Consider the following 24,357-nt stretch of genomic DNA (forward strand, 5'->3'; position numbering starts at 1 on the left):
ATGGCCAAGCGAATCGACGTCAAAGACCTGGACATCTACTACGGCAAGTTCCACGCCGTGGACAGCGTCACGCTGAACGTCCCGCCGCGGAACGTGACCGCGTTCATCGGGCCGTCGGGCTGTGGCAAATCGACCGTGCTGCGCACGCTGAACCGGATGCACGAGGTCATTCCGGGGGCTCGGGTCGACGGGCAGGTGCTGCTCGACGGCGAGGACATCTACGCCTCGGCGGTGGACCCGGTGCAGGTGCGGCGCACCATCGGCATGGTGTTCCAGCGGCCGAACCCGTTCCCCACGATGTCCATTAAGGACAATGTGGTGGCCGGTCTCCGGCTCGGCGGGGTGAAGAGCCGCAAGCAGCTCGACGAGGTCGCCGAGCGCGCGCTGCGCGGCGCGAACCTGTGGAACGAGGTCAAGGACCGGCTGAACAAGCCGGGCGGCGGCCTTTCCGGCGGGCAGCAGCAGCGGCTCTGCATCGCGCGGGCGATCGCGGTGCAGCCGGACGTGCTCCTGATGGACGAGCCGTGTTCGGCGCTGGACCCGATCTCGACGCTGGCGATCGAGGACCTGATCGGCGAGCTGAAGAAGGACTACACGATCGTCATCGTGACGCACAACATGCAGCAGGCGGCGCGGGTTTCGGACCAGACCGCGTTCTTCAACCTGGCCGGCGTCGGTCAGCCGGGCAGGCTGATCGAGCTGAACGACACGGAGAAGATCTTCTCCAACCCGGACGAGAAGGCCACCGAGGACTACATTTCGGGCCGCTTCGGCTGATTCCACTGTGGACGGCCGCCCTGGTTTCCCTGCCTGGGCGGCCGTTTTCCGGGCACTAAAAAACCGCCGCCCGTTGGCTCGGGCGGCGGTTTTTGTCGTGGTGTCTCAGATGGTCAGGTCCTCGTCGTCGGTGCCGTAGCCGGGCATCCGGCCGGTGACCACGAAAATCATCCGCTTGGCGACGGACACCGCGTGGTCGGCGTAGCGCTCGTAGAAGCGGCCGAGCAGCGTGACGTCGACCGCGGAGGCGACGCCGTGCGGCCATTCGCGGTCCATCAGCACGGTGAACAGGTGCCGGTGCAGGTCGTCGACCTGGTCGTCCTCGGCCTCGAGGTCCTTGGCCGCGGACACATCCTTGGTCTTGATGATCGCCTCGACCTGGCGGGCGAGCTTGACCGCGGCCCGGCCCATCTCGGCGAAGTACGGCTTGACCGCTTCCGGCAGCACCGGGTCGGGGTGGCGGCGGCGGGCGGCCTTGGCGACGTGCAGGGCGAGATCTCCCATGCGCTCCAGGCTTTCCGCCGCGTGGATGGCGGCGAGCACGGTGCGCAGATCGGTCGCGACCGGGGCCTGCAGCGCCAGCAGCGCGTACGCCTGCTCCTCGCATTCGGCACGCGCGTCGTCGACCTTCGCGTCGTCGCTGATCACCTGCTCGGCGAGGCCGAGGTCGACCTCCAGCAGTGCTTTGGTGGCCCGCTCCATGGCGTCGGCAACCTGGACCGACATCGCGGCCAGGTTTTCGGCGAGCTGATCGAGTTCGACATGGTAGGCCTCACGCATGAGCACACCCTACGTCGTGGACTGTCCGAATACCGCATCGCTGGGTGAACCGCATATGAACCCCGCCTAACGAATCCGAAGTGCTCAGCCGGAGTTGGCGCTCTTGCGCGAATCCGCGTTGGCGGGCGGCGCGTTCGCCGCGGTGCCGGCGGGCTGGTTGCCCGGGAGCGGGGTGTTGTCGCGCAACGCGTCGAAGAGGCTCTTGGTCTTTTCCTGGACCAGGACTTCGTTGCCGCGCTTGTTCGGCAGGCCGACGGTGGGCACGGTCATGAAGTTGATGTTCGCCGGGTCGAGCCCGCGCATCGACTGCGCGAGCGTCATCATTTGCTGCACGCCGAGGTTGTCGCCGAACGTCGCGTGCGCGAAAGCGGTGATGAAGCCGGACAGTTTCCCCGGGTCCAGCACGACATCCGAAGACATGACCTTCTTGAGCAGTGCCCCGATGAACGCCTGCTGCCGCTTGATCCGGCCGTAGTCGGAGGTCGGGTCGCCCTTGACGTGCCGCGCGCGCACGTAGCTCAGCGCCTGGTCGCCGGAAATGGTCACGTCGCCGGTTTCGGCCAGCACCTTGCCGAGCACGGTGTCGTCGATCGGTTTCTCGTTGTGCACGGTCACCCCGTGCACCGCGTCGACCATTTCCTTGAACCCGTTGAAGTCGATGCCGACGAAATGGTTGATCCGCAGGCCGGTGACTTTCTGGATCACCTTCGTCATGCATTGCGGCCCGCCGATCGCGTAGGCCGTGTTGAGCTTCGCGATTTTCTGCTCGGGCACGACCTCGTCGGTAGTCTGGGCTTTGGCCGGATCCCACCGGTTGCAATCGGGCCGGTCGATTTCGAGGTCGCGAGGGAACGAAACGACGACGACCCGTTTCCGGTCCGCGGGAACGTGCGCGACCATGACTGTGTCCGACCGCGCGCCGGGGATATTGGCCGCGTCGCCGACGTTTTCTTCGGAGGACGCACCGTCGCGGGAATCGGAGCCGACCATGAGGAAGTTCTCGTCGTTGGCCTGCCCCTCGGCGTTCTGGATGTCGGAAGAGTTCTCGTCCAGCGCGGATACCTGAGCGAACTTGGCGTCAAACCAGGTAACCGCACCCCACGCGACGCCCGTGCCGACAAAAATAAGCACGACGACCACGATCAACGCGATCCGCCCGATCCGGACGTTGCGCGCGGTATGCCGCTGTTTCTTCTCCTGCAGCCGCGTCTGCTCCGGCTTTTCGGCAGGCTGCTCTTCTTCCTCTTTGTCGAGCAGCACCACCCGCTGCAGCGCAGTCCGAGTCTGCTCGAGCAAGGCCATCGAACGGGTAGTGAGCCGCTCCCGCCGTTCGCGCCGCTTCGCTTCCTCCGCGGCGGCGTCGTCATGCGCGGCGGAGAACCGAGCAAGACTGTGATCGATCTTGCGACGGTACTGAGTCGCCTCGTCGATAGCCTCCATCTCGTCGGTCATCGTGAGCGGATCCATCTCCGCCCGAACCGCCGCGGCAGGCTTCGCCGGAGTACGCCGAGGCCGCTTGCCATTCGGCCCCTCGACGGCCGGACCCGGATCGTCCGGGCTGAGCTGAGCTTTCGCCCCGAGACCGACTCCCTTGACCGGCGTGAACTGCGTCCGGTCCGCCGAGTTCCCGTCGAGCACCGGGCTGAGCTGGGTCCGCTCGCCTTCCGACGCGCCTTGCCGCCCCTTCGGCACCGGTCTGCGCCGAGGACGCCCCCCGTTCACCGCGGGGCTGAGCTGGGTCCGTTCCGGGTCTGGCCCTCCGCCTGGCGCGGAGCCAGTCGCTGGGCGTGGCCGGTCACCGTCGAGTGCGGGGCTGAGCTGGGTTCGTTCCGGGTCTGGCCGCCCGCTTGGCGCGGAGCCATTCGTCGGGCGTGGCCGGTCACCGTCGAGTGCGGGGCTGAGCTGGGTCCGTTCTGGGTCTGGCCTCCCGGCTGGCGTGGAGCCATTCGCCGGGAGTGGCCGGTCACCGTCGAGCCCCGCACGCCCCCGCGCCGCTCCCTTGCCCCGCCGCTGGTCCGGCGCGAGGGCTGGACTCAGCTGCGTCCGTTCAAGCTCGTCCTCAGGTTCCGCGCCGCCAGCCGGTTCGCCCGACCGCCGCCCAGCTACTCCCGGACCGGCCGGTCGCCGACTGGGCGCGTTAGGCACCCGGTGGCCGCCGGAATCCTGCCCGGTCGCGCGCTGCCCGTCGGGATCGAGCACACCCGGCGTCTCAGGACCGGCTGCCCGTTGCCCGTGCCCCGCTGCCCCATCGACAACCGACCCTGCCGGGCGCGGCCCAGCCGCTCGCGGTGCGTCCAGGTCTGGACCAGACATCCGCTGCACCGCCGAGCCGGGCGCGGGCGGCGCCGGTCGAGGGGAGTCCGGCCCTGCTGCGCGCGGTCCGGCCATGCGCTGTGCCGCCGAGCCGCGCCCAGCTGGGCCATCGGAATCCAGCCCGGCCATGGGCTGCGGGTCCAGTTCCGGGCCAGGCCGCTGCTGCGCTGCCGAGCCAGGCCCGGGCGGCGTTGGTCGAGGGGAATCCGGTCCCGCTGGTCGCGGTCCGGCCATGCGCTGTGCGTCCGGTTCCGGACGGGGCATTCGTTGTGCGGCCGAGCCGGGCCCGGCTGACCCATCGGCATCCAGCCCGGCCATGGGCTGCGGGTCCAGCTGCGGACCAGGCCGCTGCTGCGCTGCCGAGCCAGGCCCGGGCGGCGTTGGTCGAGGAGAATCCGGTCCCGCTGGTCGCGGTCCGGCGATGCGTTGCGCGTCCGGTTCCGGACGGGGCATCCGTCGCGCGGCGGAGATTGGCCCGTCGGTGTGCGGCCCGTCCAACTCCGGGCCAGGCAACCGATGTCCGCCGGAATCCGGACCGGCCATCCGCTGACCAGGAGCGTTCTCCGCACCGTGCGGCCGCCGAGGCCCGGGCGGCTCCGGCGAAACCGGAACGCCACCACCCTGCCGAGGCCGGGGCGGAAGCCCGTCCGCCCGCCTACGCCGCGGTCGCATCCCCAGCTCCGGAGAACCCACCTCGGTGCTCCCCGGCTGCCCACCGTCCTCCGCGGGCCGAGCCAGCCCCTCGCCGACTCCGGCGAGCCCCTGACCACGACGCCCCCGCGGTTCCCCGGCCTCGCCCGAACCAGGCCGAACCCGTCCGCCCGGTTCCACCGGCGAAGCTTCGGACCCACCCGGCTCCCCGCGACGGCCAGCCCCCTGGTCCAGACCAGCATCAGGACGTGCGTCGGATTCCCCGAGCCGCTCATCCGAGTCCGGCGCGGCGTGCCGAACGTCAGCAGGCTGAGCCCGCCGACCGCCCGTCTCGCCAAGCTGTTCACTCGGCTCAGCGCGATAAGTCCCCCGACGCCGCGCACCTCCACCGGACGCATCCGGGTCGCCGATACTGTCCGGCACCGCTCCACCAAGCAGCGCCCGCCCGCCCACTCGCGCGGGCCCGTCGAGCCGGTTCGCCCGACGTCCGCCGGGGACCCCCGCGTCGTCCGAAGAACTGGCACGCCGATCGCCGACCCCGTTGACCGGGGCCGCGGATACGTCTGCTGCCCCGCTCGCTCCGGAACCGTCGGCGACTTCTCGGCTGTGCCGATTGCCGACGCCATTGACGCTGTCTCGACCAGTCGAAGCAGCGTCGTCTTCCGCCATCCCAGCGGTTCGGTAACCTCGCCCGTTCGCTCGTCTCCCGACGGAATCAGCGTCGTTTCCGGCTGGCTCACCATGTCGGCTGCCAACCCCGTTCGTCCACCCGCCAGCGGGCACCTCTTCTGCAGACTCGTTGCTGCGCTTGGCCCGTCTCCCTGAGCTGACGTCTCCGGCCGTCTCGCCGGGGCGACTGCCAACTCCTTCCGAGGGCTCGGCGCGCCGCTTGGCTCGTCGGCCGATATCTCCTACGGCTGGCTCACCGTGGCGACTGCCGACCCCGCCATCCGATGCGGCGTCTTCTTCCGCAGGCTCGCTGCGCCGCTTGGCTCGTCGGCCGATATCTCCTGCAGCTGGTTCGCCGAGGCGACTGCCGACCCCGTTGACGTGCCCGTCGTCCGATACAGCGTCATCGTCCGCAAGCTCGCTGCGCCGCTTGGCTCGTCGGCCGAAATCTCCGACGGCTGGCCCACCGTGCCGACCGCCGATCCCATTGACGTGCCCGTTCGCGCGTTCACCGGCCGCGACGTCGTCTTCCGCGGGCTCGCCGTGCCACCCGTTCACCAGGCCGCTCAGCTCCGCGCCGTCTCCCGGCTCCGCGTGCCGACTGACCCCGTTGGCGTGCCCATTCGCCCGCCGCCGGCCCGGCTCGACCGGCGAACCGCCGCCCGCGCCCAGGAAACCGGAGTCCGGCTCCCCCCGCAGTCGACCCGGCTCGACCGATGACCCGCCGCCCGCGCCCAGGAAACCGGAGTCCGGCTCCGCCCGCCGTCGCCCCGGCTCGGGGTCCGCGCGGCGACGGCCCGGCTCTGCCCGCCGGGCGCCCGGTTCCGCGAGCCGGCTCACCGGTTCCGCATGCCGCGTGCCGGGATCGTCGGCGAAGGCCGGTCGCTCACCCGTGTGCCGTGCGACCACGTCGGACACGCTGATGCCGCCGTGAGTGTCCATCGAACGGCGGCGTCCGCCGCGGGGACGTGCGGTGGTGTCGGAATGGCGACCGGTGCCTGGGGTGGTGCGCTCGTCGGGCACTCGGTCTCCTCTCGCACGTCAGGCGCCTGGCTGGGGCGGCTTACCTTTGAACACCCGGCGGCTTCGCCGGGTCTCCCAGGACTCGTCGTACCGGGGGAGCTTTTCGTTATCGTACGGATACCCGCCGTTCGTGACGACACCCTCCCGCGAATTTCTTCACCTTGCGTCGCCCTAAGGCGCACTGAAGCGGACGAACAGGTGAAGATCGGGTTCAGTGAATGGAGTAATCGCAGCCGTGCGTTACTCAGAGTGCGTAATTACCTGAGCCGTCTCGCGGTCGTGAAAAGCGACCTTGTTGCGTCCGGCCCGCTTCGCGGCGTAAAGGAGATTGTCGGCCCGATGGAGCTGGCGCGGTCCCGATCCGGTGCCGTGCGCGAGGCCGACGCTGATCGTCACCCGCAGGCCCGGGCGGAGTTCTGACCAGGGATGACGGGCGACCCGACGGCGCGCGGCATCGGCGAGCCGGACTGCGTCCCGGTGATCGATTCCCGGCAGGACGAGAGCGAATTCCTCGCCGCCGTACCGTGCGCAGAAGGCATCGGTGGGCAGCCCCTCCTGCAGGAGATCGGCGACCCGGCAGAGGACGCGGTCGCCGAGAAGGTGACCGTACGTATCGTTCACGGACTTGAACCGGTCGAGGTCGACCAGTGCGACGGCCACCGCGGCGGGCAGTTCGGGCAGCCGCTGGTCGAGGTACCGGCGGTTGTAGCTGGAAGTGAGCGGATCGCGCAGGCTGCCCGCTCGCGCGATGTCGAGCGCGGAGCGCAGGTGCCGGTAGGCCCGGTGCCAATCGCCGCGTGTCGCGAACAGGTCCGCGATCGACTCGTGCAACGAGAGCAGGTCTGGCGCGGTCTCCCCCGTTCCGAGTTCGTCGTCCGCCGACACTCTGACCTCCGCCACTCCATCGTTTTCGTCGTAAAGGAGCGGTGGCTTGAGTGATCGGTACGGACGAAGGTGAATTTCGCTCAAGTGGACGACGGAGTTCCGCCGTTGTCACGCAGCGCAGTTCCGGGCTTAGAGCGCGGAGAAGGGCTTTTTGTCCTTGAGCTGCGCGAATTGATCACGAGCCCAGTAACTCGCGGCAGTACCCGGATCCTCGATCCACTGTGTGTAATCAGCCCAGGAAATCCATCGCCAGCCGCCCACTTCTTCGGGATTCGGCCGCGGATCGACGTCCGTCCAGGCGGCGAACACCGGGCAGAACTCGTTCTCCACGACCCCCTGGAAGGGCGGCGTGCGGTAGCGGTACGTGGGCAGCACGCACTCGAGGTCTTCGAGCGCGGGCAGCCCGAGTTCGTACGAAGCCCGCCGGCGCACTGCGGCCTCCAACGCTTCAGCGGGAGCCGGATGCCCGCACACGCTGTTGGTCCACACCCCCGGCCACACCTTCTTGTGCAGCGCGCGCTGGGTGATCAGCAGGGCGTTGTCCGAACGGCGCAGGACATAGCAGGAGAACGCGAGGTGCAGCCGCGTGTCCGCGTGATGGCTGGCGAGTTTCGGCCCGGTCTCCCCGGTGGGTATGCCGTCCTCGGTCACGAAGACGACGCGTTCGGTTTCGGCTTCAGTGCTGGTGTCCACTCCGGATACTGAACACCACCCACCACCCGGCCGATACCGCGAGCCGGGTGGCCGTTTCGCCCGATTCGAGTGTCGGATCTTCACGCAACGCTCGAAACCGCAGCTCGCCGGACACCCAGCCGAACGACGGCGCGAGAAGCCCCCGCCGTCACCGGCTTCCGAGGTGCTCGACGATCAACGAGGTCAATGCCTCCGGCGCTTCTTCCGCTACCCAGTGCGACACCTCCTCCAGCATCTCGAACCGGTACGGCCCGGTGCACCAGTTCGCCGTGTCGAGCGCGGCCGTGGATCCGAACGCGACGTCCTCTGTGGACCACACGTACATCGCAGGCACCGAAATCTTGCCGATTTTCCCGCCCGGACGCCCGGCTCGGTACCAGTTCAGCGCGGCGGTGAGGGCACCCGGTTCGGACAGCCGCTGCACGTACTCGTCGATCTTGCTCGGCGGGATGCGCCGGTCGAAGATGTCGCGCAACGCCTTCGCGTTGTCGGCGAGCATTCGGCGTTCGGTCGCGGGCGTCTGCCGCCACTCCGTCATATACGCCGACCGCAGGTGCTGGTCCTCGTCCGTCCGCATCGCCTCGGCGAGCGCGCCCGGGTGCGGCGTGGAGACCACGGTGAGGCTGCGCAGCCGCTCCGGGTGCTCGTCGGCCGTCCACCAAGCGACCGCGCCGCCCCAGTCGTGGCCGACCAGGTCGAACTTGCTCCAGCCGAGCGTGTCGGCCATGGCCAGGACGTCGGACACCAGCGTCGCGATGCCGTACTCGGCCGGGCGTTCGGGCCGCACGTCCGGCGAATAACCGCGCTGATCCGGCGCGACCGCGCGGTAGCCGAGCACGCCGAGCGTCGCCACCTGGTGCTCCCACTCCACGGCGGCCTGGGGAAAGCCGTGCAGCAGCAGTACCGGGCGGCCGTCTTCGGGGCCGGCGGCGATGGCGTCGAAGGATCCCGCGTCGGTCGGGATGGTCAGCTGGTCGATCACGAGACGCACTCTACGGACCGGCACCGACAGTTTTGGCCGGTCTCGCGCCAGCCCTGTGATCTGAGCTACACGGGAACAAATAAGTTGAGTCGCTCGTTGGCAACTTTGCAAGGCTTGGTCAGCGCCCCAGCAGCTGGCCGCAGTTGTCCGAAAGGGGATTCGACATGCTGATCCGCACCGACCCGTTCGCCCAGTTCGACCGCCTGACCCAGCAGTTCTTCGGCGGTCAGGGCCCCGCGCCGCGCTCCGTCCCGATGGACGCCTACCGCGCCGGCGACGAGTACGTCGTCCAGTTCGACCTCCCGGGGATCGCCCGCGACTCCATTGACGTGAGCGTCGAGCGCAACGTGCTCACCGTCCGCGCCGAGCGCACGCCGGTCGCGGTCGAGGACGCGCAGGTGCAGGTGTCCGAGCGCCCGCGCGGAAAGTTCTCGCGCCAGCTGTTCCTCGGCGACACGCTCGACACCACGCGCATCGCCGCGGACTACGTCGACGGCGTGCTGACGCTGCGCATCCCGGTCGCCGAGAAGGCCCAGCCGCGCAAGATCACCGTCGGCGGCGCGCCTCAGGAGATCGACGCCTGAGGTCGTGACCCCAGTTTGTCCCCAGGTTGTCCACAGCCGGTTGTGGATAACCTGGGGACAGTTGCTATCTGTGCAGGTCAACTGTGGATTTTCCGCCGGTGGGCGCTCGCGGATCAGGGGTGCGATCGTGCGGTTGAGGACGAAGTACTCCGCGCAGACCGCGATCGAGCCCCACGCGCTGGGTCGAATAGAGGTCGGCGAAGCTTGGCGTCGGGAAGATGCCCTTCATTGCCGCGCCGATGCCGAGGAATCCATGGAGCACGATCGCGGCGAAACTCTGGATCTGGCTCTGTCGGATGAAGGTATAGCCGCGGTAGAGCGTGCAAAGCCACGCGATGGCCAAGATGTGGAAGGCGATTTGGGCGGAGAAGCCGTCGACCGAGAACGTCGCCGCGAATGGGAGCGGTCCGATCAGCAGCACCAGGCTCGCGGGCAGGGCGTGCAGCACGATCGTCAAGTGCCAAGCGACCGCGGGATCCGGCTCAGCGTCGGATCGCCGGTCAGGTACGTCGCGGCGGAGAACAACCCGACGCCGATGGCGGACATGGCGACCATGGCCCAGGCGATCCGCCGACGGCTGCGGCGGGAAACGGCAAATCTCCTGCTCGGACTGGGTTTGTGCAGCGAGCCTCTCGTGGTGGCGGGTTGGGCGCGTCGCTGAGACTCGCGTAGATCAGGTCGTGCGTTCGGCGGGTTGCCGATGTGCGGTCGCTGTCGCGACCCTGACGGCGAATTCCCTTTGTCACGACGGATTCTTAGCTGGTGGTCACGGTCCGTGCCCTTTGCCGCAGATACCGGATGACCGAGCGGTGTTTGGTCGATCTGGGCCGTCCAGCCTGACGGCCGAACTCCGGTGATCAGCCGCCGGAGTGCATGTCTTCGGCCTCGGGAACGCAGTCGTCGTCCGGGTCGTCGAGCCACCCGTGCGGGAGCGTCACCTTGCCCGGCGACCCCTGCCGCCCGCGCGGACCGGTCGCGGCGCTCGGGAACGGAGCGTCGTGGTCCAGCTGCGCGATCAGGTCGTCCAGCTGGTTCAGGCTCGTCACCATCGCGAAGCCGCGCCGCAGCTCGGAGCCGACCGGGAAGCCCATCAGGTACCAGGCCATGTGCTTGCGGATGTCGCGCATGGCCTTGTCGTGGCCGTCGTGCTCGATGAGCAGCTCGGTGTGCCGCCGCAGGACGCGCGCAACTTCGCCGAGGTTCGGTCCCGCCGGAATTTCACGCCCCTGGAAGGCGGCTTCGAGCTCGCCGAACAACCACGGCCGACCGAGGCAGCCGCGCCCGACGACCACGCCGTCGCAACCGGTCTCGGCGACCATGCGGAGCGCGTCGTCCGCGCTGAAGATGTCGCCGTTGCCCAGCACCGGGATGCTGGTGACGGCTTCTTTCAGCGCCGCGATCTTCGACCAGTCGGCTTGCCCGGAGTAGCGCTGGGCGGCCGTACGCGCGTGCAAGCTGACGGCAGCCGCGCCCTCGGCTTCGGCAATGCGCCCGGCGTCGAGGAACGTGTGGTGATCGTCGTCGATCCCGACGCGGAACTTAACGGTAAACGGAACGCCACCCTCAGCCGCCGCCTTCGCCGACTCGCGCACGATGTCCGCGAACAGCCGCCGCTTGAACGGCAGAGCCGCCCCGCCGCCCTTCCGCGTGACCTTCGCGACCGGGCATCCGAAGTTGCTATCGATGTGGTCGGCAAGCCCTTCGCCGACGATGATCCGCACGGCCTCGGCCATCGTCTTCGGGTCGACCCCGTAGAGCTGCATGGACCTCGGGTTTTCGTGCTCGCCGAAGGTCATCATGTGCATGGTGCCGGGGTGCCGCTCGACGACCGCGCGGGCGGTGATCATCTCGCACACGTAGATGCCCGCGCCGTACTCCTGGCAGAGCTGCCGGAACGCGACGTTGGTGATCCCCGCCATCGGAGCGAGCACGACGGGAGGATCGACCTGGTAGGGGCCGATCTTCAACGTGGGCGCGCTCAACGTGGCAGTCACGCTTCCATTGTCGCCCGTGACGTACGGCACACGCATCCGGGCAGGTCCGTGGTCGCGAGACCGTCTCGTGTCCAGCGTTGAGTAGTGCTACGGATCCGATCATCGTGCCGTTTCGCCGACGATGTCCGGTATGACCACGGAAGCTGCAACGCTCCACCGCCTGGCCGGCGAACTGGACGACCTCGGCCGCCGCCTGACCCACGTAGGTGCCGAACTCCGCGCGGTGCGTCCCCAGCCCGAGCTGGCCACCGACCAGCCCGACGAGACGCCCGCCCTCAACCCGGCCTCCCAGTCGGCACCAGGCCACCCGGGCAGCGACGAGTCGGCTGGGGACGCGTCGCGGCCGGGCTACCCGTCCGGCGCCGCTCAGCCCGTCAGCTCCGACCGCTCGGGTGCGGAAAGCTTCTCCGCCACGCCGAACGAGGCCGCTGCACTTGGCCAGGACGCTGAGCCGAGCGAGGCTGCTGCACCTGGCCAGAACGTTGAGCCGGGCCAGACAGCCGAGCCCGGTCGTCTCGGTGACCCGGGCCAGCCCGCCGAGCCGGGCCAAGCCGCTGAGCCTGCCCGCGCTGCCGGACCAGTCCAGCCGCCCGCGCCTGGTCACCCTGCCGCGCAGGGCTACCCGACTGCTCCGGGCCACGGACCCGCCCAGGGCTACCCAACTGCGCAGGGCACCGGCCCGTACCTGTACCCGGCCTACTCGGCCGCGCACGGGACGACGTTCCACCCCCACCCGGGCTACTACCCGTACAACCCTTACGCAGCTCCGTATTCCGCCCAGCCCATGGCCAGCACGACCCACCCGTCGACGCCGCGACCCGAACCTGGCCAGCCCGCCGCGGACCATGCCGCAGCCGGACAGTCCGCTGCCCATCCGGGCCACGGACCGCACGCCGCCGGTCAGTTCGCGGCCGGCCAGTCCGCCCAAGAACCCCCGCAGGCAACTGCCCCACGGCCGCCGTACGGCCAACCGCCCCTCGCCCAGTCGCCTTACGGTCAACGGCCTTACGCCCCAACGCTGTACACCCCGCCTCCGACACTCCGGGAGCGGCTCAGCCGTGAAGGTGCCGGTTCGCGGCTGCTGGCGTGGATCGGTGGTGCGGTGACTCTGCTCGGGGTCGTCCTGCTGCTGATTCTGGCCATCCAGCGCGGCTGGCTCGGTCCGTTGCCGCGGATAGCAGTTGGCGCGGTGTTCGGTGGCATCCTTGTCGGCGCGGGTGCTTGGCTGCACCGCAAACCGGCTGCGCGCACCGGTGCGTTCGCCCTTGTCGCCACTGGGATCGCGACGCTCTACCTCGACACTGTCGCTGCCACCTCCTTGTACGATTTCCTGCCGGTTCCCGCCGGGCTCGCGGTCGGCTTGGCGATCGCGGTGGGCGGCCTTTTGCTTGCGGTCAAATGGGATTCCTCTCTCTTGGCGAATGCCGTGGTGGGAGGATGCGGTGTGTGCGCGCCCCTGATCACCTGGGGCTTCAGCGACGAACTCGTGACGTTCCTTCTCATGATCCAGATCGCGACCGTCCCTGTCCAGCTCCGTCGGTCATGGTGGCCACTTTCGTTTACTGCAGCCATTCCTCCCTTGACATCGGCGCTGATCGGTGTCGGGCTGCGGACCCTGCCGGTGTGGGCAGCGATTGCCGCCGGTGTAGTCAGCGCGTCGGCAGCGCTGATTACGTTGCGACGCAACGATAATGAGCCGTACTCGCTGTCTGTCCTTGCTGTTGCCCCATTGCCGATCTTGGTTGCCGCGCTGGTGTTGAACCGGCCGGAATCCGTGCTTCTGACGGGCGGAACGGCGGTTGTGCTCATCGCGACCTGGCCCATCGTGCGGGGGAATTCCGGTACTGTCGCTGGAATCGCTGGCCTCGTCGCCGCGATGCAGGCGACCGTCACGCAGGTCGATGGCGGAGCTGTCCTGCTTGGCGAAGCAGTAGTGCTTGCCTTCGCGGCGAAGTTCACTCGGAACCGGTTCGCGCTAGGCGGTTCTCTCGCCTTCGCGGTGATCGGCGGACTGTTCGCGCTCGGGTCGGAGGTGACTCCGGCGCTGTTGGTGCTCCCGCATTGGCATCCACGCGATCTGCTCCTTTCCGCGCTGGCCTCGGCTGCGCTTCTTCTCGCCGCGGCGATCGCCCTGCCGTGGGCGGCGATTCGGCTCAACGTAGTGAAATCGGCCAGCCTTGCGCCTTGGCTGCCCGCAGGATTGTGTGCGCTCTACGGTGCCGCTGGATTGGTTCTGGCCGCGTCCATGCTCGTAATCCCTGGTCGCGCCGGATTCCTGGTCGGCCACACGCTCGTCACGGTTTCGTGGACGGTGGTGGCACTCGTCCTTCTCCTGCGCGGGATCGAGGTGGTCGCGTTGCGGATCACTGGGCTGGTGCTGGTGGCCGCTGCGGTGGCGAAGCTCGTGTTGTTCGACCTTGCCGCGCTGGACGGGTTGGCGCGCGTGGGCGCGTTCCTCGGCGCTGGGGTGATCCTGCTTGTTGCCGGTGCCCGGTACGCGCGGGTTGTCGCCTCGCGCTGAGTTTGTGAGAAGTCCCCCGATCCGGGGAATCGAGATTTACCTCGGATCGGGGGTTTTCCTTGTATAGCAACAAAAATTAGCTGTCTGGAAAGTGGCCGGAGACGGCTCGCGAAGGCCGTCGCGCCGGCCGCCGGGCCAGAACTGTCGGTGGCTCGTGGTTACCTGGGAAACCTACCGAGGAGGCATCCGATCATGACCTACACCCACGACCCGAAACTCATTGACCGCGCGGGCGAATCCGTCGCTTGGCTCACCACTGTGACTCCGAGCGGACGCCCCGCGCCGCGGCCGGTCTGGTTCGTGCTCGACGGCGAGGACATCGTGGTCTTCAGCCGGCCAGGCACGGCCAAACTCCGGCATCTCGCCGCCAACCCGGAGGTGAGTTTCCACCTGAACAGCGACGAACACGGCGGGAGCATCATCGTCGTCAACGGACGCGCGCACATCGACGAGGCCAAGGCCTCTGAAGCACCCGGTTACTTAGCGAAATACCAGCGGCACTACGCCGGTATCGGGTTCGCTGACCCGGCGGCCTTCGACGCCGACTACTCCGTCCGGATCCGGATCGTGCCGGAGAAGTCCTGGGGATTCTGAGGCGGGTCCGGATTCAGAAGCCGACGTCCAGGCAGGCCAGCCGTCCACCCGCGGTTCCGGCGTGCCCGGGGTCGGTGTGGGTGTGGGTTTCGTGGATCACCACGGACTTCGCCCGCCGTCCGTCGAATGTCCAGTTCACCATGGAGGTTGCATGACCGATTCCTGAGCGGTCGGTGGTGAAGTCGAGCCAGATCTCGTTGCGCGGGTTAGCGTAGGCCGGATCCACCGATGGCTTCACCGGGTCCGGCACGTGCTGGAAGTGTCCGCCCGCGGCGTCACCGGTGGCGCCGCAGGAGTTCACGTGCGCGTGTGCACCGTATTCGTGCTGCGGCAGGAGGCCGCTGATCACCAGCACGGTTGTGGTGCCGATGCGGCTGCCGGACAGGGCGGAGACGTGCGCCTTGGCTCCGGCGGGAACCAGATCCGGACGGTAGGTGACGGCCTTGCTGCCGGGCGTGTATGCCGCGAAGGTGCCGTGGGCAGCGGTGAAGTGCAGTGGTGAGGCCGTGCGCGGAGCCGCTGCGGCGGAGGTGGCCGAGAGACTCGTGACGGAGAGACCGGCGGCGAGGGCCGCGGAAAGGAATTTAGGGAGGGAACGCATGAAACTTCTCTAACCAGTCGGCGCGCGCCGTGCCATGTTCTCCACTCGAACGTGTGGAGGTCGCCCGGACATCGGGAAGGCTTTCCGCGCGGGCGTGAGGTGCGATGGGGCGCTGGACGGCGTCGGGATCGGCCAGATTCAGCCGTGGGCTGGGTCAGACGAGGCGCTGCTGCGGGTCCCTGCCCGGACGTCGGGCGGGAGGGCCGAACGCTGTGCTGAGCGCGGAACGGCTCTGCGGTGGTTGGTGCGTTTCGGCGTGTCCGGTCTGCAGCGCGCGCTCGGTTTGCAGGGGCGGTTGACGGGCCGGGTGGGGCTCGGATCGCGGTTGCGGCGGATCTGAGGGTCGCCCGGGTGGTCTGGTGAGTTTTCGGGCGTTGACGCGTTGGGTACTTGGCAGCGTGGCAGCGTCGGACTTGCCCGGCGATGCTTCGGCGAGCACCGGTGGAGCCTGACATGCCTGACGACCCGAACGGAGCCATGGGGTTTGACGGCCGTCGCGCGGACGACCACGGAACGGCAGGTGCCGGCGGGCCGGTCGAGGCCGGTGGGGCGTCGGAGAGTGGTGGGCCGGCGGACGCCAGTGGGCAGGCCAGCGGTAGCGGATCGGCCGGTGGCGGACCATCCGGTGGCGGCCTGGCGGGTGGCGGACCAGACGGCGGTGAGCTGCCGAGCGGCGGGCCAGACGGTGGCGGGCTGCCGGGCGGCGGCGGATCGGCGCAATCCGCGCAATCCGGCCGCCGGGCGCAGGCATCCGGATCGCCGGGACCCGGCGGGTCGGGTCGGAGCCGCAGATTGCCTCAAGCCAGCGAAGCTACGCAAGGCGACGAGCCAGCGCAGGCCAGCGGGCGAGCGCAAGCCGCCGGACCGGAGCGGGCCAGTGGGCGGTCGCAAGCCGACGGGCCGGCGCGGGCCAGTGGGCGGACGCAAGCCGACGGGCCGGCGCGGGCCAGTGGGCGGACGCAAGCCGACGGGCCGGCGCGGGCCAGTGGGCGGACGCAAGCTGACGGGCCGGCGCAAGCCAGTGGTGAGTCGCAAGGCGACGGGCCAGCAAAGGCTAGTGATCGGGCGCGAGCCGACAGGCCAGCGCAGGCCAGCGGCCCGGAGCGACCCACCGGACCGGCACAACCTGGCGGAGGAGTGCAGGCCACCGGATCGGCGCGGGCCCGCGAGCCAGCGCAGGACGGCGGCTCTGCGCCGATCCCCAGGACAGTGGCGGCCAGCGGATCAGCGGCCCGCGGGTCAGCGGAGGGCAGTGGCTCTGGGCGGCCCGAGGGATCGGCGGCGGCGAGCGGGACGGCTGAAGTCGGTGAATCGGCGCAGGTCAGTGGTCCGGCGCAGGTCAGCGAGTCGGCTGAGGTTGGGGACGACGTCGAGCACACCGGCGAGACGCGGAACCAGATGCTGCAGCGGAACGTCGGCGAGTTGTTGCAGGAGTTGCGGGTCGCGCAGGCGGGCGTCCAGATCCTCTTCGGCTTCCTGCTGTCGGTCGTCTTCACGGGTCGGTTCCATGACGCGAGCGGGTTCGAGAAGACGCTGCATCTGCTGGCCGTGCTGCTTACCGTCGCGGCGACGGCGTTGTTGATCGCGCCCGCGGCGTGGCACCGCATGCTGTTCCGTACTGGGCGGCGGGAGCAGATCCTGCGGGTCGGCAACCGGGTCGTGCTTGTGGGGTTCGGGTGTCTTGCCGCGGCGATCACGGTGACTGTGGCGCTGATCGCGAAGGTCTCGTTCGGACCGGTGGCGATGGGGCTCGTCGGCGGGATGGCGGTCTTGCTGTTCGGGCTGTTGTGGTTTGCGGTGCCGGGCATGCTTGTCGGCGACGAGAGGCGACGCGACGGTCACTGAGCGACATCCGTACCGAGCTGCCGTTGTCCTGCACCGGACAGAAACGCCGTGCCGTGGTGCTGTTCATCGAGCCGTCGGCAATTGTTGCCGTAGCGGTCGGGACTGGCCCGTAGCTTCCTGCTCGTGACTGACTCTTCACGGCGGAACTTCCTGCGCGGTGCCGGAATCCTCGGTGCCGGTGCGGCGGTGTCCGCGCTTCCTGGTCTGAACGGGATCGCCGCGGCCGATCCTGGTGTCGCTCGGCGGCCGGACGGTGACAGCCCGCGGTTCACGATCGCGGTCATGCCGGACACCCAGTACCTGTTCGACGAGGACCGGGGCGACTCGGCACCGGTGGACGCCTCGTTGGCGTATGTGTTGCGGCACGCGCACGACGACAACGTTGTCTTCCTCGCGCACCTCGGCGACCTCACGCAGAACGGGCAGGCGCGGGAGTTCGCCGGCATCAGCCGGTCGTTCCAAGCGCTCGACCGGTTCCGCTTCCCGTACAGCACGCTCGCGGGCAACCACGACATCGACGGCCGCACCGACGACCAGCGCGGCCGGACGCCGTACCTCGACGTGTTCGGGCCGCAGCGGCAACGGAACTCGCCGACGTTCCGCGGTTCCTCGAAGGACGGCTACAACACCTACCACGTGTTCCGTGCCGCCGGTCGGGAATGGCTGGTGCTCGCGATGGACTGGCGTCCGTCGGCGGGCGGATTCGCGTGGGCGAAGCAGGTCCTCGCGCAACACCCGAAGATGCCCGCCATCCTGACGATCCACGAGCTGGTCAACTCCGACGAGCAGGGCAAGGCGTTCCTGTCGGACTTCGGACAGCAGGTCTGGGACGAGTTCGTCAACGAAAGCGACCAGATCTTCCTGACCCTCAACGGTCACTACTGGCCACCGAGCCGGCTGGTGAAGCGCAACGCCGCCGGCCACGACGTGCACCTGCACCTCGCGAACTACCAGGACCGCTACTACGGCGGCAGCGGCATGATCCGGCTGTACCAGTTCGACGTCGCCCGCGGCGTGATCGACGTCCGCACCTTCTCGCCGTGGCTCGACGGCCGGCGCGACCTCAGCGAACTCGAGCGCATCGAGGCCGAGCGCAGCACCGACGTCGACTACTTCAGCATCGACATCGACTTCGACAAGCGGTTCGCCGGGTTCGCGCCCGTTCCGGTGCCGCCCGCTCGCCCGGTGAAGCCGCAGCTCGTACCTGGCACCGTCGCGTACTGGCGGTTCGAGGGCGGTCGCGCGGGAACTCCGGTACCGGACAACGTGCTGATCAAGGACCTCACCGGCCGAGGCAACGACCTGCGCCGCGCGACCGTGCCGGGCAGTGGGCCCGACGCGTTGACTTACTCGGCGGACTTCTCGCCCCGCCAACCGTCGCGGGCGAGCCTTCGCTTCGACGGCGCGCGCAACCCTAACCGCGGCGCGTACCTCCAGACCGTCGACAGCGCGCCGATGAACAGCCTGACCTTCCAGCGTGGCTACACCGTCGAGGCGTTCATCCGCCTGCCCGAAGACTTCCGCGACGGCACCCACGGCTGGTGCGGCCTCTTCGCGCGCCTCGGCAACGGCGGCGCGGCCGGGAAGTCCGGCGACGACCCGAACGAATCGGCAGCGACGTTCAGCGTCTCGGACGGCGCGGAGCTGCAGTGGGCGGTGTTCCCGTTGAACCAGAACGGAATTTCGACCAACTGGGGACACGAACTGCCGTTGGCGAAGTGGTGGCACGTCGCGGTCGTCAACGATGGGTGGCGCAGCACCCTGTACGTCGACGGCTGCCCGCTGCTGCGCAATCCCAAGACGCCGGCGATCGGCTTGGCCAACCCGGGCGGCAGCTGGCTGGTCGGCGCGTCGTCGTACCGGGGCAAGGTGGAACGCAGTTTCTACGGCGAGATCGGCGAGGCTCGCGTGGTCGACCGGGCGCTGGCTCCGCGGGAATTTCTGCTGGGCGAATAACCGGCCCGATTGGCTGCTCGGCAATTGCGCGGGGCGGATCGGGGAAGGCGCGGGCCGGGATTGGAGCCGGAACCGGCTCGGCGGCGGAGGGCGATACGGAATCGCCGCCCGCGCTATTGCGACTGCGCGGTGGGCAAATTCGACTAGTGCGGCCGTTCGGGCGTATTAGCGAAACTGATGGCTTCGGCCAGTCGGTCTAATCGGTGAAGGGGTGTAATAGTCATCTTGAAGTAGTATGGAAGGGGCGCGAATTCGCGTGGCGGTGAGTGCTGGCCGCGGTCGGTTCGCCGAGTTCGGCGCTGTGCCGGTGAGTGGGATCCGGGGCTGGCCGCGTTGAGGAGACGCGGGAATCGGCGAGCGTTCCCGTGCCGGGGACTGGGGCAGGGAACGTCGGTGTGCGGCCGAGGCGGGCCAGCGGCGGTGCTGGGCCGGGATTCCGGGACCAGGGCCGGTGCCGTTGCCGGAACCGGTGGTGGGCCGGAGTCCGTTGCCTGGGCGGCACGGGTGCCGGTGGCTCGAGCTGGTGGCCATCGCCGGGACCAGCTCCGATGCCGGTGGCTCTAGCTGGTTCCTGTCGCCGGGACCAGCGTGGTGCCGGTGGCTCGGGTTGGCGCCCGTTGCTGGGGCCAGCTCCGATGCCGGTGGCGCTCGCTGGTGCCCGTCGCCGGGACCAGCTCGGATGCCGTGGCCGTGGAACTCGTTGCCCGGACCTGCACTGATGCCGATCCGACGGGGGACTCGCTGAACCCGGATCGGCTGGGTGCCGATGGGGTCGGAGTTCGTTGCCGGGGTCAGCACGGGTGCTGGAACCGAGGGCGAGCTGGGCCTGGTGCCAGAGCGGCGTCGTTGCCGGAACTGGTGATTAGGCCCGCTCCGTTGCCGGGTGGCGTGTTGCTGGGCCAGCGTCGTTACTGGAGCTAGCGATCAGGCCGGTTCGGTGTCCGCCAGCGTCGTTGCTGGAGCGGTGGTTGGGGTGGAAATCCCGTGCTGGCCAGCGTCGTTGCTGGGGCAGCAGTGGAGCCGGGATCGGTGTCGGTGCTGGCGTCGGACGGATGGCTGCGCCGGAACCGTGCCCGACCAGTGCCGGTGCCGTGCCGGAGTTCCGAAACCGGGGCCGGCGTGGTGCTGGAACCGGAGTTCCGAAGTCCGGCCGATTCCGGTCTGGGCAAGCTCCGGACCTGGTCGTTCGAGGTCTGAGACACCGGCCGCGGGGCCAGTGGTCCAGACCTGGGGCCAGCCTGATCTGGCCCAGCCAGCCGAGCCGGAGTACCGGTCCGGGTCGGCCCGGCCAGAGCCGGGTGCCAGCCCGATCCAGTCGGCCAGAGGCACAGCCGGGTACCGGTCCGGACCCTCCGCGCTGGCCCGCGGACCGTGCCCACCGCGCCATGGGGCATTGCCCGAGGAGCCCAGGTCAGCCCGCGAACCGAGGCCAGCCCGCGAACCGAGGCCAGCCCGCGAACCGAGGCCAGCCCGCGAACCGAGGCCAGCCCGCGAACCGAGATCAGCCCGCGAACCGGGGCCAGCCCGCGAACCGAGATCAGCCCGCGAACCGGGGCCAGCCCGCGAACCGGAGCCAACCCAAGAACCGGAGCGACCCCCAGAACCGAGACCAACCCAGGAACCCAGCCACGCAACCGGTCCCTCCGCGCCCCTCCGTGGCTCAGCTGGCATTTCAGGCCGGGAGCCCCACCGAGAACCCCGGCCCGTGCCCGCCAGCCGGGCGCCCAACCGTGAACCGTACTCATGGGTCAGGCGGTGAGCCTTCCCCACGAGTAGTCCTGTTTCGCGAGCTTCAGGTACACGAACAGCTCCGTCGAGACGACGCCCGCGATTGGCCGTACCTCGTCGCCGAGTACGGACAGGAGGTGGTCGTCGTCGCGGCACAGCAGTTCCGCCAGCAGGTCGAAGCGGCCCGAGCAGAGGGCCACCTGGTGCACGTCGGCGACCTTGGCCAGTTGCTGGGCCACTTCGCGGGCGTCTCCGTCCACCGTGATGCCGACCATCGCCCTTCGGGTCAGGTCGACGTGTTCCGGCGAGGTCACGGCGACTATCTGCACCATTTCCTCCCGCAGCAGCCGTTGTACTCGCTGCCGCACCGCGCCCTCCGAAAGACCCACCGCCTTGGCCAGTGCGGTGAACGACGCCCTGCCGTCTTCCTGTAACAGCGTGATGAGCGTCCGGTCTGTCCCGTCTAGCGCTCTCGGAGCACGCGGTTCCTCGATTTTCGTACGGTTTTCGTCACCCATGCCGTCCCTCCCTGTGTTTCGGCATGTGATTCGTCAGACGCGCAGCGTATCGGCAGGAGCCGTAGAGCAGGAGACCCTTTCCCGTTTTCTTCTCCGGATGGCGGACATGTGCGCTCCCGCACGCCCCCGTTCTGGCTCGGGCAAACAGCGGGTACGGTCGCGAACCGCCGATCCCGAGGAGGAATATTCCAATGACCGAAGCCGTCGCCGCGCCCGTGGTGCCGGCCAAGGGGCTCCGTCCGAACGCGCTGGGCATGGTGTCTTCGACGGTGATCGGGATGTCGTCGACCGCGCCGGCGTATTCGATCGCCGCGACGCTCGGGTTCATCGTGCTCGCCGGGACGGGGTTCAAGGCCGCCGCGTTCGTGCTGCTGTCGTTCGTCCCGGTGCTGTTCGTCGCTTTCGCCTTCCGGGAACTCAACGCGGCCGAACCCGATTGCGGCACCAACTTCACGTGGGCCACCCGCGCGTTCGGCAGCCGCGTCGGCTGGATGACCGGCTGGGTCGTCCTGGTGGAGCAGCTGCTGGTGATGAGCAGTCAGTCGGCGCTGACCGGCCGGTACACGCTGCTGCTGTTTGGTCTAGACGACCTCGCGAACAACCGCGCGGTGACGACCGCCATCGGGTGCGGGTGGCTGCTCGGGCTCTGCTGGCTGTGCTACCGCGGCATCGAAGTGTCCGCGCGGGCGCAGTGGATCCTCCTCGGCATCGAACTCGCCGTCCTGGTGATCTTTTCCGTCGTCGCGCTTACGCGCGTCTATAGCGGCACGGCAGGCCCGCAGGCGACCACGCCGCAGTGGGACTGGCTGTGGCCGAGCGGGGTCAGCGTCGGGACGGCAGTGTCGGCGGTGCTGCTCGCGGTCTTCATTTACTGGGGCTGGGAGAGTTCGCTTTCGGTGAACGAGGAATCGGCCGATCCGCGGCACGCGCCGGGGCGGGCGGCGATTCTGTCCACCGTGCTGCTGGTGCTCAACTACCTGCTGGTGACCGTCGCTTCGCTGGCGTTCGCGGGCGTCGGCGAGCACGGGATCGGGCTGGCCAACGAGGCGAACGCCGAGGACGTACTCGCCGGGCTGGGCGGCGCGGTGTTCGGGACGTCCGGCTTCGGCAAGGTCATGGGGGTACTGCTGATCGTGTCGGTGCTGACCAGCGGTGCGGCCACGAGCCAGGCGACGATCATGCCCGCCGCGCGCACCACGTTGTCGATGGCCAGCCACGGCGCGCTGCCTAAGGTGTTCGGCCGCGTGCATCCGAAGTACCAGACGCCGTCGGTGACCACCTGGGCGTTCGGGTTGGTGTCGCTCGCCTTGTACGTGCTGCTGGCGTTGTGGAGCCGGAACGTGCTCGCGGATTCGGTCGACGCGGTCGGACTCACGATCGCGATCGAGTTCACTGTGACGGCGCTTGCGTGTGTGTGGGTGTTTCGCCGGACGCTGTTGTCGAGCGTGCGCAACTTCGTGCTTCGCGGCTTACTGCCCTTCGTGGGCGGCGTGTTCTTCCTGGCGGTACTGGTGCTCGCGGCAATTGCGTACGCGAAGCCTGACGCCGGAGAGACCACAGTGTTCGGCATCGGCGGCGTCGCGGTGATCGGGGTCGTAGCAATCCTTGTCGGCTTCCCGTTGATGTTCGCTGTGCAACGCGCGTGCCGTGACTTCTTCGCTGGGCGACGTCTGACGCGCGGCGCCGTTGCCCGCGACGGTCAGACCATCGAAAGCTAGCAGCGGCGAAGCAGGTCTTCTTCGGTCTCGCGGCGTACGAGGAGCGTCGCGTGTCCGTCGCGGACGCCGACCAGCGGTGGGCGGCCGACGAGGTTGTAGTTCGACGCCAGCGAGTGGTGGTACGCGCCGGTGCACGGTACGGCCAGCAGATCGCCGACGTGGATGTCGTCCGGCAGGCAGACGTCCGCCAGTACGTCGCCGGATTCGCAGTGCCGTCCGACCACTGTCATCGGCGTACGCGCGGCCTTCGTGCGACGGCCGACGAGACGCGCGGTGTAGCGCGCGCCGTACAGCGCGGGGCGCGGGTTGTCGCTCATGCCGCCGTCGACAGCGACGAAGGTGCGTGCGCCGCGTTTTACTGCGCACACGCGGTAAACGGTGATGCCTGCCGGTCCGACGATCGCGCGACCGGGCTCGATGGTCAGGCGGGGCAAGGGGAAATCGCGCGACGAGCATTCGTAGCTCAGTGCGACGCGGAGGCGTCGTGCGTACCCGTCGAGGTCGAAGGACGCTTCACGGTCGGCGTACGGCACCGCGTGGCCGCCGCCGAGATCTAAGTCGCGCAACGTGATTCCGTGCTGGTCGCGGATGCGAACGAGCACTTCGACCATCCGTCGTGCGGCTTCTTCGTAACGGTCCACTCGGGACACTTGCGAGCCGATGTGGCAGTGCAGTCCGGTCAGTTGCAGGCTCGGTTGCGAAAGAACTGCTGCGACCGCGCGGTCGACGTTGTCGCGTACGTCGGGGCGGAGCGAGAAGCCGAACTTCTGTCCTTCAGTGCCGGTCGTGATCGCAGCGTGCGTGTCGCCGCTGACGCCGGGCGTGACGCGGATGAGGACGCGTTGTGCACCGTGGGCGAGGGTGCCGAGTTGCTCGACTTCGTCGAGAGAGTCGAGGACGATGCGGCCGACTCCGTACTGCAGCGCGGCTTTCAGGTCTTCGGGCGTCTTCGCGTTGCCGTGCAACAGAATGCGCTCCGCGGGGAAACCGACTGCGCGCGCGACCGCGATCTCGCCTGCGGAGCACGTGTCGAGCGACAGTCCTTCTTCAGCGACCCAACGCAACACTGCTCGCGTACAGAGCGCCTTGCTCGCGAAGGCGACGTCGGCCTCCGGAAGCGCGCGACGGTACGCGCGGGCTGTTTCGCGCACCTGCTCCTCGTCGAGAAGGTAGGCGGGCGTACCGAAGCGTGCGGCCAAGTGGCTGACCGGCGCGCCGGCGAAGAGCAATTCACCGCCTTCGCCGAGCTTCGTGCCTTGCGGCCACAGCCCCGGTTCAAGATGGTCGGCGGCCTCGCAGCCGAGACTCGGGAGCAGCTCGCTGAGCGTCACGGTTACCTCCGGTCGATGTCGATCGCGGCGAACATCGCCAGCACACTGCGCCGAGCCCGCACCGCACCGACCCGGAAACGGCCCCCTGACGGTCCAGGCGGCCGTGCTGACGCGTTCTTAACGCACGAGTAACCTCCGCCACACCCCGGTTGAGCTGGGCTTTGCCGAGTCTTGCGGCGATCCGCCGTCTTATC

Annotated in this window: 17 protein-coding genes and 1 pseudogene; 8 read left to right on the top strand and 10 right to left on the bottom strand. The window is 68.9% G+C overall.

Annotated features, from left to right (window positions below):
• Complete coding sequence (gene pstB / locus F9C12_RS25655; protein WP_009084706.1) at nt 1–777, top strand: phosphate ABC transporter ATP-binding protein PstB; 777 nt, start codon at nt 1–3, stop codon at nt 775–777.
• 105 nt (nt 778–882) lie between these two features.
• Here the strand turns inward: pstB and phoU are convergent, their stop codons facing one another.
• Both phoU and F9C12_RS25665 read right to left on the bottom strand, forming a co-directional pair.
• Nucleotides 883–1,557, bottom strand: a complete 675-nt coding sequence (phoU, locus tag F9C12_RS25660) for a phosphate signaling complex protein PhoU (protein WP_037808604.1) — start codon at nt 1,555–1,557, stop codon at nt 883–885.
• An 84-nt stretch (nt 1,558–1,641) separates the two neighbouring features.
• Nucleotides 1,642–3,024, bottom strand: a complete 1,383-nt coding sequence (locus F9C12_RS25665; RefSeq protein ID WP_409186852.1) for an LCP family protein — start codon at nt 3,022–3,024, stop codon at nt 1,642–1,644.
• Between the two features lie 2,424 nt (nt 3,025–5,448).
• Here F9C12_RS25665 and F9C12_RS25670 point away from each other — a divergent pair.
• Complete coding sequence (locus F9C12_RS25670; protein WP_409462085.1) at nt 5,449–5,910, top strand: hypothetical protein; 462 nt, start codon at nt 5,449–5,451, stop codon at nt 5,908–5,910.
• A gap of 543 nt (nt 5,911–6,453) precedes the next feature.
• Here F9C12_RS25670 and F9C12_RS25675 read toward each other — a convergent pair.
• From F9C12_RS25675 to F9C12_RS25685, 3 genes are all read right to left on the bottom strand, one after another.
• Complete coding sequence (locus F9C12_RS25675; protein ID WP_409462086.1) at nt 6,454–7,113, bottom strand: GGDEF domain-containing protein; 660 nt, start codon at nt 7,111–7,113, stop codon at nt 6,454–6,456.
• Between the two features lie 114 nt (nt 7,114–7,227).
• Nucleotides 7,228–7,791, bottom strand: a complete 564-nt coding sequence (gene idi, locus F9C12_RS25680; protein ID WP_409462087.1) for an isopentenyl-diphosphate Delta-isomerase — start codon at nt 7,789–7,791, stop codon at nt 7,228–7,230.
• A gap of 148 nt (nt 7,792–7,939) precedes the next feature.
• Entirely contained in the window at nt 7,940–8,773 is an 834-nt protein-coding gene (locus F9C12_RS25685) for an alpha/beta fold hydrolase (RefSeq protein ID WP_409184380.1), read from the bottom strand.
• A 164-nt stretch (nt 8,774–8,937) separates the two neighbouring features.
• Between F9C12_RS25685 and F9C12_RS25690 the strand changes: the two genes are divergently transcribed.
• Nucleotides 8,938–9,357 carry an Hsp20/alpha crystallin family protein gene (locus F9C12_RS25690; protein WP_409462088.1) on the top strand — a complete coding sequence of 140 codons (420 nt, stop codon included), beginning with the start codon at nt 8,938–8,940 and terminating at the stop codon, nt 9,355–9,357.
• Between the two features lie 64 nt (nt 9,358–9,421).
• Here F9C12_RS25690 and F9C12_RS25695 read toward each other — a convergent pair whose 3' ends face one another.
• A complete protein-coding gene (locus F9C12_RS25695; protein ID WP_409462089.1) occupies nt 9,422–9,814 on the bottom strand; it encodes a hypothetical protein in 393 nt (130 codons plus the stop codon).
• Nucleotides 9,815–10,214: 400 nt separating this feature from the next.
• A complete protein-coding gene (dusB, locus tag F9C12_RS25700) occupies nt 10,215–11,387 on the bottom strand; it encodes a tRNA dihydrouridine synthase DusB (RefSeq protein WP_409462090.1) in 1,173 nt (390 codons plus the stop codon).
• 1,066 nt (nt 11,388–12,453) lie between these two features.
• On the opposite strand from dusB, the gene F9C12_RS25705 reads away from it, so the two are divergent.
• Complete coding sequence (locus F9C12_RS25705) at nt 12,454–13,872, top strand: DUF2339 domain-containing protein (protein WP_409462091.1); 1,419 nt, start codon at nt 12,454–12,456, stop codon at nt 13,870–13,872.
• A 192-nt stretch (nt 13,873–14,064) separates the two neighbouring features.
• A complete protein-coding gene (locus tag F9C12_RS25710) occupies nt 14,065–14,466 on the top strand; it encodes a TIGR03667 family PPOX class F420-dependent oxidoreductase (RefSeq protein ID WP_409462092.1) in 402 nt (133 codons plus the stop codon).
• A 13-nt stretch (nt 14,467–14,479) separates the two neighbouring features.
• Here F9C12_RS25710 and F9C12_RS25715 read toward each other — a convergent pair whose 3' ends face one another.
• A complete protein-coding gene (locus tag F9C12_RS25715; RefSeq protein WP_409184384.1) occupies nt 14,480–15,067 on the bottom strand; it encodes a superoxide dismutase in 588 nt (195 codons plus the stop codon).
• Nucleotides 15,068–16,438: 1,371 nt separating this feature from the next.
• On the opposite strand from F9C12_RS25715, the pseudogene F9C12_RS25720 reads away from it, so the two are divergent.
• Nucleotides 16,439–16,912: pseudogene (locus F9C12_RS25720) on the top strand (DUF6328 family protein); the annotation flags it as partial.
• A 123-nt stretch (nt 16,913–17,035) separates the two neighbouring features.
• Complete coding sequence (locus F9C12_RS25725) at nt 17,036–18,868, top strand: LamG-like jellyroll fold domain-containing protein (protein WP_409462093.1); 1,833 nt, start codon at nt 17,036–17,038, stop codon at nt 18,866–18,868.
• Nucleotides 18,869–20,616: 1,748 nt separating this feature from the next.
• On the opposite strand, the gene F9C12_RS25730 is transcribed toward F9C12_RS25725, so the two are convergent.
• The gene (locus F9C12_RS25730; protein WP_009084674.1) at nt 20,617–21,114 is read right to left on the bottom strand and encodes an Lrp/AsnC family transcriptional regulator; all 498 of its coding nucleotides are present in this window, start codon (nt 21,112–21,114) and stop codon (nt 20,617–20,619) included.
• A gap of 191 nt (nt 21,115–21,305) precedes the next feature.
• On the opposite strand from F9C12_RS25730, the gene F9C12_RS25735 reads away from it, so the two are divergent.
• The gene (locus tag F9C12_RS25735; protein ID WP_409462094.1) at nt 21,306–22,832 is read left to right on the top strand and encodes an APC family permease; all 1,527 of its coding nucleotides are present in this window, start codon (nt 21,306–21,308) and stop codon (nt 22,830–22,832) included.
• Here the strand turns inward: F9C12_RS25735 and lysA are convergent.
• The gene (gene lysA / locus F9C12_RS25740) at nt 22,829–24,163 is read right to left on the bottom strand and encodes a diaminopimelate decarboxylase (protein ID WP_409462095.1); all 1,335 of its coding nucleotides are present in this window, start codon (nt 24,161–24,163) and stop codon (nt 22,829–22,831) included. The genes F9C12_RS25735 and lysA overlap by 4 nt on opposite strands.
• Between the last annotated feature and the right edge of the window lie 194 nt (nt 24,164–24,357).

Source organism: Amycolatopsis sp. GA6-003, assembly GCF_046267895.1.
GTDB lineage: Bacteria > Actinomycetota > Actinomycetes > Mycobacteriales > Pseudonocardiaceae > Amycolatopsis.

Bases quoted from the DNA above. Each gene is read 5' to 3' on its own strand.
- pstB (WP_009084706.1), top strand. From the start codon at position 1: ATGGCCAAGCGAATCGACGTCAAAGACCTGGACATCTACTACGGCAAG.
- phoU (WP_037808604.1), bottom strand. From the start codon at position 1,557: ATGCGTGAGGCCTACCATGTCGAACTCGATCAGCTCGCCGAAAACCTG.
- F9C12_RS25665 (WP_409186852.1), bottom strand. From the start codon at position 3,024: ATGGATCCGCTCACGATGACCGACGAGATGGAGGCTATCGACGAGGCG.
- F9C12_RS25690 (WP_409462088.1), top strand. From the start codon at position 8,938: ATGCTGATCCGCACCGACCCGTTCGCCCAGTTCGACCGCCTGACCCAG.
- dusB (WP_409462090.1), bottom strand. From the start codon at position 11,387: ATGCGTGTGCCGTACGTCACGGGCGACAATGGAAGCGTGACTGCCACG.
- F9C12_RS25710 (WP_409462092.1), top strand. From the start codon at position 14,065: ATGACCTACACCCACGACCCGAAACTCATTGACCGCGCGGGCGAATCC.
- F9C12_RS25715 (WP_409184384.1), bottom strand. From the start codon at position 15,067: ATGCGTTCCCTCCCTAAATTCCTTTCCGCGGCCCTCGCCGCCGGTCTC.
- F9C12_RS25730 (WP_009084674.1), bottom strand. From the start codon at position 21,114: ATGGGTGACGAAAACCGTACGAAAATCGAGGAACCGCGTGCTCCGAGA.
- F9C12_RS25735 (WP_409462094.1), top strand. From the start codon at position 21,306: ATGACCGAAGCCGTCGCCGCGCCCGTGGTGCCGGCCAAGGGGCTCCGT.